Raw genomic sequence first — 11036 nt, forward strand, 5'->3', positions numbered from 1 at the left:
TCATGACCAATCCGTTCGACGACGTCAACGGCGTGTTCCTGGTGCTGGTCAACCACGAGAACCAACACTCACTGTGGCCCCAGTTCGCGCCTGTCCCCACCGGCTGGCGCAGCGTGCACGGGCCGTCCGGCCACGACGACTGCCTGCGCTACGTCGAAGAGAACTGGACCGACCTGCGCCCGAAGAGCCTGATCGAAGCAATGGAAGGGAGTAAGCGTGCCGACCACGGGACGACACAGGATGACTGAACCCAGCACCACGGATACGCCCGATCGCGACAGGACAGACACCGGGTCGTCCGACACCGGGGCCACACAGAACGCACTCGAGATCCGCGGTGTACGAAAGGTATTCACCTCCGGACTGCTGCGCCGAGGCCGCGCTGTCGTCGCCGTCGAGGATCTCGATCTCACGATTCCGGCGGGCACCGTCCACGCTCTCCTGGGCCCCAACGGTGCGGGCAAGACCACCACCGTTCGCATGGTGGCCACTCTGCTGCGCCCCGATGCCGGCACGGTCACCGTCTCGGGGATCGATGCACTGCGCGAGCCCGACCGGGCGCGCGAAATCATCGGCGTCTCAGGGCAATACGCCGCTGTGGACGGCACCCTCACCGGCTTCGAGAACCTACGCATGGTGGCGCAGCTCTACGGCCATCGTCGACGCGACGCGTCTGTCCTTGCGCGCGACATGATCGCCGAACTCGGACTCGACGACGCCGCCGACCGACCGATGCGCACCTACTCGGGCGGCATGCGGCGACGACTCGACCTCGCCGGAGCGCTCATCAACCACCCGCGCCTCGTCATCCTCGACGAGCCGACCACGGGACTCGACCCACGCGGCCGTCGCCAGATCTGGGACCTGATCGCCGCGCAGGTGGATGCGGGAACCACCGTGTTGCTCACCACCCAGTACCTCGAGGAAGCCGACACACTCGCCGACGAGATCACCGTCATCGACCACGGAACAATCCGCGCGCAGGGCAGCGCAGACGAGCTCAAGAACTCCATCACCCCGGAAATTCTCACCGTCGAGTTCGACGGCGAGCCGACAGCTTCCGAATCCGCCGTCGTCGCAAGAACATTGGCGGCAATCGGCGTCGGAAACCCACATCGATCCGAAACAGGGACGTGGACGGTGCCCGTCGCCGACGGTGCTGCCGACATACCGGACGCCATCCGTGCACTCGACGCCGGAGGCACGCCGGTGCGCAGCGTCTCCGTTGCCGGACCAACACTCGACGACGTCTTCCTTCAACTGACCGACCACACCATCAACGCCGATGGCGACACGGCGACGAACCTCGAGACAAGGGAGCCCGCCGATGTTCACTGACACAGCAGTCATCGTCGAGCGCAACCTGCTCACGGTGCGACGCATCCCCACCCTGCTCGTCAGCGCGACCATTCAGCCGCTGATGTTCGTGTTCCTCTTCGCCTACGTCTTCGGTGCGACGTTCGGAGGACACTCCTACCGCGAGTACCTGATGGCCGGGATCTTCACGCAGACCGTCGTTTTCAACGCGGCGTTCACCACGGTTGGACTCGCCAACGACATGTCGGACGGAATCATCGACCGGCTGCGCTCGATGCCCATGTCGCGACTGGCCGTCATCGCAGGCCGGGTGGGCTCCGACATGCTGCTCGGCCTCGTCGGACTCACGGTCATGGTGATCAGCGGCCTCGTCATCGGCTGGCGGGTCCACGGCTCGCTCGCCGACGCGGCAATCGCATTCGGAGTGATCATCCTGTTCGCGCTCGCGATGGCATGGGTGGGTGCGGTCACCGGACTGATCGCGCCCAATGTCGAAGTGGCGCAAAGCATCGGATTCTTGTGGATGTTTCCGGTGACCTTCCTGTCGTCGGCCTTCATCTCGGCGGCAAGCCTGCCGGGGCCGCTTCGGACGATCGCCGAGTGGAATCCGGTGACAGCCGTCGCCACGACGAGTCGCGATCACCTCGGCAACGGCGCGCCGTCGAACTTCGTGCCACCGTCCGGGTGGGTCGCCGACCACGCGCTCGCCTACTCGATCGGCTGGAGCGTGGCGATCCTGGCGGTGTGCATGCCGTTGTCGCTGATGCTCTATCGGCGCGCGGCAAGCAGATGAGTCATCGGCCCGATGGTCGCGCCGATGTCGATCCGACACGACGCCGTATGGACCGAACCGCCACACCCGAGCTCGGGCGTGGCTACGGTGGTGGAGTGACATTGGGCCACGCAGCGACGGGAGACGACGACCGCCCCGCAGGCTCGACGTCGGAAGCCAGCACCCTTCGTGATCTGCTGACCGCCTCCTCCGGCGGCGACCGCGCAGCATTTTCTCAGCTCTACGACCTCACCAGCGCGCGCATCTACGGCCTCGCCCTTCGGGTGATCCGTGACGTGCACTATGCCGAGGAGGTCGTACAGGAGTCGTACCTGCAGTACTGGCAGAAGGCCGACCAGTATCAGCCGTCGCGCGGCTCGGTGATCACGTGGATGATGACGATCGCGCACCGGCGCGCCGTCGACCGCGTCCGCACCGAAGAACTCCAGCAGCGCAAAGCCGCCGAGTACGGCGCAGGCAACGCGAGCACCCCGCACCCGATCCCGCTCGAGGTGGTCGTCGACCGCGAGGAGACCCGCACCCTGCACACGTGCCTCGATCGGCTGACAGAGCTCCAGCGCGCCAGCATCGAGATGTCGTACTTCAACGGCATGACCTACCCCGAGGTCGCCGCGGTCATGTCCACTCCGCTGCCGACCATCAAATCCCGCATCCGCGACGGCCTCCGACGGCTCAAGAAATGTCTGCACGGAGAAGCCGATGGCTGACACCGACTGGCTCGATGACCACGTCGAGCTGTACGCCATCGACGCGCTGACGCCCGCCGAGACCGAACGCGTGCGCCGCGAACTCGACGACCTCAGCGCCGTCGAACTCCGGATCTACCTCGCACGCATCACCGACATCCAGTCGGCCATCACCGACCTCGCGAGCGGATTCGCACTCGCCGCACCCCCAGAGATGCGCACGACGGTCCTCGACCACGTGTTCAGCGCCGACGCCGAAGGGCCGAGCAGCACCGACACCGACCACCCAGGTACCTCCGACGCCGACCACCCAGGCGTCTCCGACACCGACCACCCAGACGTCTCCGACGGTGACCCCGCGACCGTTGTTCCGATCGACCGCGCGCGCAGCAGGCGCGGGCGTGTCGCAGTCGCGGTCGGCGCTGCAGCGGTCGCGGTGGCCGTCGCGCTCGGTGCTGGTGTACTGATCGGACGATCCACCGCACCGGAGCAGACGACGACAACCACCGCCCAACAGGTCTCCGACATCCTTGCCGCACCTGATGCGCGATCGACCGTCTCGTCGCTCGCCGATGATCGAGGCACCATCACCGTGGTGAGTTCGAAGTCGGCGAACCGCGCTGTCGCCGTAGTGCGCGACCAGCGCAACCCCATCCCCGCGGACCAGACGTTCCAGTTGTGGCTGATCGGCAAAGCGGCCACCCCGGTCTCAGCGGGCCTCGTCGCGGGTACCGGCTCCAGCGCCCCACAGGTGATCGATTCGCTCGACTCCTCGACGGTGCTCGCGGTGACGATCGAGCCACAGGGTGGATCGGCTCAACCGACGACCGATATCCTGACGCAGGTCGCGCTGTAGCGCGACACACGCCTGCGGGTCGACGTTTTAGAAAACGCGGCTTCGCAGACGTCACGAGTGATCGCAGGAGCAATGATGCGTCGACAACACCTGATCTGGCTGACCCTTGGGCTCACGCTGGCCGCGTTCCTCGGGGCGACGGCACCCGCGCAGGCGGCGCCGACGTCGAGCATCGTCAGTTCCACCGACGATTCACCCCAGCAGGTGACGCTGATGGTGCATTCGGCGTCGATGGATCGGATCGTCCCGATCACGGTGTTGACGCCGAAGAACCGCACGCGTCCCGCGCCGACGCTGTACCTGCTCAACGGCGCAGGTGGTGGCGAGGATTCAGCCACGTGGGACGCCCGCACCGACTACAAGAAGTTCTTCGCCGACAAGAACGTCTACGTTGTGACCCCGATCGGCGGTGCGTTCTCGTACTACACCGATTGGCAACGCGACGACCCGGTCCTCGGACGCAACAAGTGGCAGACGTTCCTCACCAAAGAACTGCCACCCCTGATCGACAAGCGCTTCCCGACCACCGGAAAGGTTGCCGCAGCAGGCATCTCGATGGCCGGCACCACGGTGTTCAACCTCGCGCTGGCGGCCCCGGGGATGTACCGCTCGATTGCCGCGTTCAGCGGCTGCGCTCGCACCAGCGACCCCGTCGGGCAGCAGTACATCCGCTTCGTCGTCGAGAACCGCGGCGGCGGCAACATGGTCAACATGTGGGGGCCGCTGAATGGACCCGGTTGGCGCGCGAACGATCCCTATCTCAACGCGGCGAAGCTGCGCGGCACCAAGGTCTACATGACCGCGGGCACCGGACTTCCCGGCAAGCACGAACAATTGTCCGACCCGTCGATCGACGGCGACGGGCTGGTGCTGGCGAACCAGGCTCTGCTCGGCGGAGCGATCGAGTTCGGCATCGATCAGTGCACACGCCAGATGGCCACGCGCCTCGCTCAGCTCGGCATTCCCGCCAAGGTCAACCTGCGCTCAGGCGGAACCCACTCGTGGGGCTACTGGCAGGATGACCTGCATCAGACCTGGCCGTCGATCGCCCGAGACATCGGGGCGTAAGACCTCACCAGAGGTCGAGGCTGGTGTAGCCGTCCTGGAGCGCGCGAGCCAGCAAATGGGTCTTCGTCGGGGCGGGACGGCCGGCGGCCGTGTACTTCGCGCGGATACGCGCGAGGTGGGTGCTCACGGTCGAGGCGGAAATGAACAGCGTCGCCGCAGCGTCTTCTTTCGACTCGGCACGCAGCCAGGTCAACAACACCTCGACCTCGCGGCGCGACAGCACCGGCCGGCGCATGGCGGCGACGTCGTGGCCGTGGCGGTAGTCGTCCATGCGGGCGATCTCGGTGCGAGCGGACGCGGTCGACGTCGCGACGCGATCAACTACGACGCCGGGCACAGGCGATGGCGCCGCGATAGGCCCCCCGGTCTGAGAAACTACGGTCACCAGTACGTCCTTACACATCATGTCTTTACGACAGCGATCCCCAACTCACAGCAAATAGTAAGGATTGGGTCTGACATGTCGGTAGTCCCCTAAATGGGGCCTTTGTTGCATTCGCAACAATCGGCGCTGGATTGCCGCACCCAAATGTGTGTCCAATCGAAAGATGTGGGTGCTGCAGCAGCCACATCTTTCGATAAGACACACATTCAGGCCGGGGAGCCATCACTCCGCCGACGGTGTGCCAAACTAGAACACGTTCTCGTTTGGCCGTCGCTGTCAGAAAGGGGCCTCATGCCCTCCCCGTCGACCCACACCGTCGCAGGTACCACGCTCACGATGCCCGTCCAGGTCAGAGATGCGCGGTGCATCGTCGCGGGATTCACCGCCGACGCCGACGCGATGGCGCGGGCCATAGCAGCGTCGGGCGCATCGTCACTCCGTCCACTGCGGATGCGCCCGGGCCGCGGAATGGTGATGCTGGTATTCGTCGACTACGTCGACGGAGATCTCGGCCCATACAACGAGTTCGGTGTGTGTTTGCTCGTCGAGAATCCGGCGCAACGTCCATCGCCCATCAATGCGCTCGGCTCGGTGTTGCGCGGCGATGCGCACGCATTGATTCATCGGCTTCCGGTCGACGGCGAGTTCACCCGTCAGGCAGGGCGCGGGATTTGGGGCTTCCCCAAGTTTCTCGCCGACTTCGACGTCGACCATGACAGCTCGCGCAAGCGCGGCAGCGTCTCGCACGACGGAAGCCTCATCGCAGCGCTCGAGACCGCACCGGGCCTGCCGGTCCCCGCGGGCTCAGGGGATGCGGAACTCACCGCCTACTCGTGCCTCGACGGAACGCTGCGATCCGTACCCTGGCGGCTGGGATCACTGAGCGGTGTCCGCGCACGGATCGGCGGCGCCACCCTGACGCTCGGCGGTCACCCGATCGCAGAAGAACTACGTGACCTGAAGTTGGCCCGGCACGCCGCCATGACGATGTCGGTGGCACACCTGGCCATGACATTCGACGACGCCACCGATCTCTGAGATTCGGCTCGCCGATCGCACCGGGCACGCGTCGTCGACTCAGCTGTTCCTAGACTGGCGTCATCAGCCCCACAGCCAAACGGTCCACAAGCCGAAAGGCGCCAGCCGAAAGGCACACGAGCCATGAGCAACCTCGAAGCACACCCGGCCGAGATCGACTGCCAGACCGAGGCCGAGAACGCCGATCCCGATCATGACGGATCGCTGCGTGTCGAAGTGCTCACCGCGCGCGACGTACCGCTCGGCGGGCCGCGTGCCATGACGGTGCATCGCACCCTGCCGCAACGGGAACGGTCGCTGATCGGAGCGTGGTGCTTCGCCGATCACTACGGCCCCGACGACGTCTCGGCCACCGGCGGCATGGACGTCCCACCGCATCCGCACATCGGATTGCAAACGGTCAGTTGGCTTTTCACCGGCGAGATCGAGCACCGGGACACCATGGGCAATCACGCGATGGTCCGGCCGGGCGAACTGAACCTGATGACCTCGGGACACGGCATTGCCCATACCGAGGTCTCCACACCCGACACCACGGTCCTTCACGGCGTGCAGTTGTGGGTCGCGCTTCCCGCCGGGGCCGCGAACACCGCACGCGACTTCGCCCACTACGCACCACCGGCGATCACCGTCGGCGACGTGACGGCACTCGTCTTTCTCGGCACCCTGCTCGGCAGCACGTCGCCCGTCGAGACGTTCACGCCACTGCTGGGCGCTGAACTGCGCATCCCGCCGGGAGCAGACGTCACGCTCGACGTCGACCCCGGATTCGAACACGGATTCCTCATCGACTCCGGTCGCGTGGAGATCGTCGATTCGACGACCGGACCGCTCGAGCGGACCGAACTCGGCTACGTCGGAGTCGGCGCCGAGACCATCGTCCTCGCCAACCGCGGCGACGACGACGCGCGGGTCATCGTGCTCGGGGGTGCACCGTTCGACGACGACATCATCATGTGGTGGAACTTCGTCGGGCGCAGCCACGAGGAGATCGTCCTCGCGCGCGAGGAGTGGATGGCGCACAGCGAACGCTTCGGTCAGGTGCAGGGCTACACCGGCGAGGTGCAACACCTGCCCGCGCCGACCCTTCCGGGCACACGACTGCGCGCCCGGGAGAACACTCCCGGGCGCGCATAGTCCAGTCCCGTTCGCCCAGTCTCTATCACTCAGTCGCCTGCCAGCAGACGAGCGAAGTTGGCGATCCCCGCCTCCTCGCCCGCGTGTACCCGCTGCTCGCCGCGATCAGCGTCCGACGTCTGCGACGCGGCGGCCTGCCGAACAGTTCCGGTGGGCATGAGCGCCACCAATTGTGTTGCGGCCCGGCGGATTCGGTCGGACAGCGTTGCCGTGTCGCCGGAGGTCGACGCCCAGTCCTCCGACGCCGCGTAGACGCCGGTCGGTACGACGACGGTGCGCAGGTAGCCGAACAACGGACGCAGCGCGTGGTCGAGGACCATCGAGTGCCGGGGACTGCCCCCGGTTGCCGCGATGAGGACCGGCTTGCCCTCCATCGCGTCGACGTCGACGAGGTCGAAGAACGACTTGAACAAACCCGAGTACGACGCGTTGAACACCGGGGTCGCGACGATCAGCGCGTCGGCGTCCTGGACGGACCGGATGGCGTCGCCGGCAGCACCGGTCGCGAAACCGGTTGCCAGCGAACGCCCGATGTCGACGGCGAGGTCGCGCAGGTCGATGATCTGCACGTCGACGTCTCCGCCCTGCGACCGCACGAGCGACGCGGCCTCGTCGGTGAGCCGGTCGACGAGCATCCTCGTCGACGACGGTTCGCTGAGCCCGGCGTTGACCGCGACGAGTGTCAGCGGCTTCATGCGTTCACCTGTGTTTCCTGCTCTGCAAGCTCCTCTGCGTCGCGCGCCGCGACGAGCGAGGCGTGCGTCGGCGCGTCGGGAACATCTGCCGGGCGGCCTTCTGCGAATCCCTTGCGGAGTTCGGGGAGCACCTCGCCGAGCTCGTCGAGCTGTTCGAGGACCGTCTTGAGCGGCAGTCCCGCGTGGTCGACGAGGAACAGCTGGCGCTGGTAGTCGCCGAAGGTGTCGCGGAACGAGAGCGTGCGGTCGATGAACTCCTGCGGGCTGCCGACCGTGAGCGGCGTCTCGCGACTGAAGTCCTCCAACGACGGTCCGTGCCCGTACACCGGCGCGTTGTCGAAGTAGGGACGGAACTCGTTGACGGCGTCCTGGGAGTTCTTCCTGATGAAGAATTGACCACCGAGCCCGACGATCGCCTGGCTCGCCTTGCCGTGTCCGTAGTGCTCGTAGCGCTCCCGATAGAAGTCGATCAGTCGCTTCGAGTGCTCGGCGGGCCAGAAGATGTGGTTGGCGAAGAAGCCGTCACCGTAATAGGCGGCCTGCTCGGCGATCTCCGGACTGCGGATCGAGCCGTGCCAGACGAAGGGCGCAACGTCGTCGAGCGGACGCGGCGTCGACGTGAACGACTGCAGCGGGGTGCGGAACTTGCCCTCCCAGTCGACGACGTCCTCGGTCCACAACCGGTGCAGCAGGTGGTAGTTCTCGATGGCCAGCGGGATGCCCTGCCGGATGTCCTTGCCGAACCACGGGTACACCGGGCCGGTGTTGCCACGACCGAGCATCAGGTCGACGCGGCCGTCGGCGAGGTGTTGCAGCATGGCAAAGTCCTCGGCGATCTTGACCGGGTCGTTGGTGGTGATGAGTGTCGTCGCGGTGGAGAGCTGCAGCTTGCTCGTCTGAGCTGCGATGTAGGCGAGCGTCGTCGTCGGCGACGACGAGAAGAACGGTGGATTGTGGTGCTCGCCGAGGGCGTACACGTCGAGACCGATGTCCTCGGCCTTCTTCGCGATAGCCACGGACGCCTTGATGCGCTCGTGTTCTGTCGGCTCGACTCCCGTCGTAGGGTCGGCCGTGATGTCGCTGACGGAAAACAGTCCGAACTGCATGTCATGCCTCCTGGAATGACGGATACGAAACCTTTCACTCGCCATAACCGGACCACGGTCCGGTTAATTCCCACGTGTAGTGCCGCCCCTCGTCGATGCAAAGCGATCGGTTAGTGTGGCCTTACAATTCGTCGTCAGGAGTAGCAATGAAGCTTCGGAAGTCTCTCGCGGCAGCCATGATCGCGGGCGCCGCACTTGTCGCTGTAGCGGGCTGTTCAGGTTCGGACAGCGCCAGCGATACCGTCGCAAGCGCCACCAGCAAGGTCACCGAGGCGACGAGCCAGGCCGCCGCGGCGATCGCCGGCCTGACCAATTCCGACGCCCAGGACATCCTCCGCAAGGCCGTCGACCCCAATACCTCGTCCGACGAGCTCGAGAAGGTCGTCGACACCAGCAACCCGGTCACCAAGACCGCGATCCAGGCGTACGCCAAGGGCGCGTCGGCAGCGGGCTACGGACCCGATGTGTACACCGTGACCGAGGTCAAGAAGACCGGCGACAACGCTGCTGATGCCAGCGTGGAGGTCAAGAGCCCGCACACGTCCAACCCCGCGAACATCACGCTCTCGTACGTGAAAGTCGATGGCGAGTGGAAGCTGTCCGGCAACGCCGTCACCCAGCTCACCTCGATGATGGGCCAGCACGGCGGCTGATTCGCCAGACGCCGCTGATTCGCCAGACGCCTCAGTACAGATCCACACACTCCGCGCCGTTCCGGACTCTTCATTCCGGGGCGGCGCGGTGTGCATCGGTAGACTCACTACGAGGAGGGCCGATGCGAACCGAACACCACACAGCGCCGATCGAACCGGCAGCAACCGACCGTTACGAGCGCTGGCCGCAGTCGAACGTGCTGGAGTCGATGTCGCTGCCCTCCGTTCCGGATGCTTCATCGACGCCGGATGCCCTGGAGGCGTACTCGGGGCCGGACGCCGCGCCATCTGGCCGTGGCGACAACGCGCCGCGATCACGACGCAATCCTGTGCCCATCGAAGGCCTCCGCGTGCGGACACGAGATACATCTCGCGATACCCCACTACCGGAGGTAGGCGACTACTGGGACCTCGCCCACGCTCAACGCGTGATCCTCACGCCGACGGTGATACCGACGGTCCATCCGGTACCTCTCGCCAGTCAGGTGCCCGCGCGACCGCGGACATCGCCGCTGACCACAGCGTCGTTGGTGACCGCATTGGCAGCGTTCCCACTTATTCCGGTGTTGGGCATCGGCGGGGTCGTCGGGCTCTTGTCGATGGTGCTCGGTGCCGCGGGCGTTCGCCAGATTCACCGACACCCGACCCGCTATCGAGGCAGTGGCCGCGCAGTCACCGGAATAGTCCTCGGCACGATCGCCGCGGTGATCGGCATTCCGATCATGCTGCTGGTGCTGGTGATCGCAGGCTTGTGAGTTGGTGCCGCGGCCAGTGAGATGGTGCCGCGGCCAGTGAGTTGGTGCCGCAGGGCGGGAGCGTCAGCCCACGGCCCGGAGCGAACCACCGGAGAACGGCAGATTGCGACCGAGCCAGGCGAGCACCTGATCGATCATCGCCCCCTGCTTGACGGGATCGCTGACCGTGGCAATCGACGGGAGTGAGTGAAGCAGTGCCGCGTAGATCGCGGCCTCCGACGACATACCGTTTCGCTTCATCACCTTTTCGTACGACGACATGCTCTCCGCAAGCTCGGCGTACGTCGCCGAATCGCCCCCCAAGCGAACAGCCGTCATCCACGGCGTCGCCTCAGCGCGCCGCTTCACGTCGTTACGCAATTCCGTCATCATTCGACCTCGAGCACCCCACGCGTCGACATCTCCGACCTCAGCCATCTTGCCTCCCAACGATGGCGTCGATCCTTTCGAACAGAATGCACCTAAGCGACTTGTTCGGAAGACGAACCACCGTACTATGTGACGAATTCCACTCGGATTTCGTGTTTCTACAAAACCCGATGCTACT

Annotated in this window: 14 protein-coding genes; 10 read left to right on the forward strand and 4 right to left on the reverse strand. The window is 65.6% G+C overall.

Annotated elements, in window-relative coordinates:
• Positions 1 to 2: 2 nt before the first annotated feature.
• The 6 genes from RND64_RS16400 to RND64_RS16425 all read left to right on the forward strand — a co-directional run bounded on the left by RND64_RS16400 (position 3) and on the right by RND64_RS16425 (position 4720).
• Positions 3 to 248 carry an MbtH family protein gene (locus RND64_RS16400; protein ID WP_049698851.1) on the forward strand — a complete coding sequence of 82 codons (246 nt, stop codon included), beginning with the start codon at positions 3 to 5 and terminating at the stop codon, positions 246 to 248.
• A complete protein-coding gene (locus RND64_RS16405; RefSeq protein ID WP_331436160.1) occupies positions 241 to 1338 on the forward strand; it encodes an ATP-binding cassette domain-containing protein in 1098 nt (365 codons plus the stop codon). The genes RND64_RS16400 and RND64_RS16405 overlap by 8 nt, the downstream gene beginning before the upstream one ends.
• Entirely contained in the window at positions 1328 to 2110 is a 783-nt protein-coding gene (locus tag RND64_RS16410; protein ID WP_331436161.1) for an ABC transporter permease, read from the forward strand. Before RND64_RS16405 ends, RND64_RS16410 begins: the two co-directional genes overlap by 11 nt.
• 47 nt (positions 2111 to 2157) lie before the next feature.
• A complete protein-coding gene (sigK, locus tag RND64_RS16415) occupies positions 2158 to 2817 on the forward strand; it encodes an ECF RNA polymerase sigma factor SigK (RefSeq protein ID WP_331436162.1) in 660 nt (219 codons plus the stop codon).
• The gene (locus tag RND64_RS16420) at positions 2810 to 3652 is read left to right on the forward strand and encodes an anti-sigma factor (protein ID WP_331436163.1); all 843 of its coding nucleotides are present in this window, start codon (positions 2810 to 2812) and stop codon (positions 3650 to 3652) included. The genes sigK and RND64_RS16420 overlap by 8 nt, the downstream gene beginning before the upstream one ends.
• 75 nt (positions 3653 to 3727) lie before the next feature.
• Positions 3728 to 4720: an alpha/beta hydrolase gene (locus RND64_RS16425; protein ID WP_049699044.1), complete on the forward strand. Its 993-nt coding sequence runs from the start codon at positions 3728 to 3730 to the stop codon at positions 4718 to 4720.
• A gap of 4 nt (positions 4721 to 4724) precedes the next feature.
• Here the strand turns inward: RND64_RS16425 and RND64_RS16430 are convergent, their stop codons facing one another.
• Entirely contained in the window at positions 4725 to 5105 is a 381-nt protein-coding gene (locus RND64_RS16430; RefSeq protein WP_270486877.1) for a LuxR C-terminal-related transcriptional regulator, read from the reverse strand.
• A 291-nt stretch (positions 5106 to 5396) separates the two neighbouring features.
• Between RND64_RS16430 and RND64_RS16435 the strand changes: the two genes are divergently transcribed.
• Positions 5397 to 6143, forward strand: coding sequence for an acetoacetate decarboxylase family protein (locus tag RND64_RS16435; RefSeq protein WP_331436164.1), 747 nt, complete (start codon positions 5397 to 5399; stop codon positions 6141 to 6143).
• Between the two features lie 123 nt (positions 6144 to 6266).
• Positions 6267 to 7280 carry a pirin family protein gene (locus tag RND64_RS16440; protein ID WP_331436165.1) on the forward strand — a complete coding sequence of 338 codons (1014 nt, stop codon included), beginning with the start codon at positions 6267 to 6269 and terminating at the stop codon, positions 7278 to 7280.
• A 29-nt stretch (positions 7281 to 7309) separates the two neighbouring features.
• On the opposite strand, the gene RND64_RS16445 is transcribed toward RND64_RS16440, so the two are convergent.
• Both RND64_RS16445 and RND64_RS16450 read right to left on the reverse strand, forming a co-directional pair.
• Positions 7310 to 7975, reverse strand: a complete 666-nt coding sequence (locus RND64_RS16445) for an FMN reductase (RefSeq protein ID WP_331436166.1) — start codon at positions 7973 to 7975, stop codon at positions 7310 to 7312.
• Complete coding sequence (locus RND64_RS16450; RefSeq protein WP_064870736.1) at positions 7972 to 9081, reverse strand: LLM class flavin-dependent oxidoreductase; 1110 nt, start codon at positions 9079 to 9081, stop codon at positions 7972 to 7974. The genes RND64_RS16445 and RND64_RS16450 overlap by 4 nt, the downstream gene beginning before the upstream one ends.
• 146 nt (positions 9082 to 9227) lie before the next feature.
• On the opposite strand from RND64_RS16450, the gene RND64_RS16455 reads away from it, so the two are divergent.
• Complete coding sequence (locus tag RND64_RS16455; RefSeq protein WP_064870737.1) at positions 9228 to 9734, forward strand: hypothetical protein; 507 nt, start codon at positions 9228 to 9230, stop codon at positions 9732 to 9734.
• 122 nt (positions 9735 to 9856) lie between these two features.
• On the forward strand, positions 9857 to 10489 hold the full coding sequence (locus tag RND64_RS16460) for a DUF4190 domain-containing protein (protein WP_331436167.1): 633 nt from the start codon (positions 9857 to 9859) through the stop codon (positions 10487 to 10489).
• Between the two features lie 63 nt (positions 10490 to 10552).
• Here the strand turns inward: RND64_RS16460 and RND64_RS16465 are convergent, their stop codons facing one another.
• Positions 10553 to 10906 carry a hypothetical protein gene (locus RND64_RS16465; RefSeq protein ID WP_231894366.1) on the reverse strand — a complete coding sequence of 118 codons (354 nt, stop codon included), beginning with the start codon at positions 10904 to 10906 and terminating at the stop codon, positions 10553 to 10555.
• Between the last annotated feature and the right edge of the window lie 130 nt (positions 10907 to 11036).

The sequence above is a fragment of the Gordonia sp. w5E2 genome (assembly GCF_036540975.1).
Taxonomy (GTDB): domain Bacteria; phylum Actinomycetota; class Actinomycetes; order Mycobacteriales; family Mycobacteriaceae; genus Gordonia; species Gordonia jacobaea.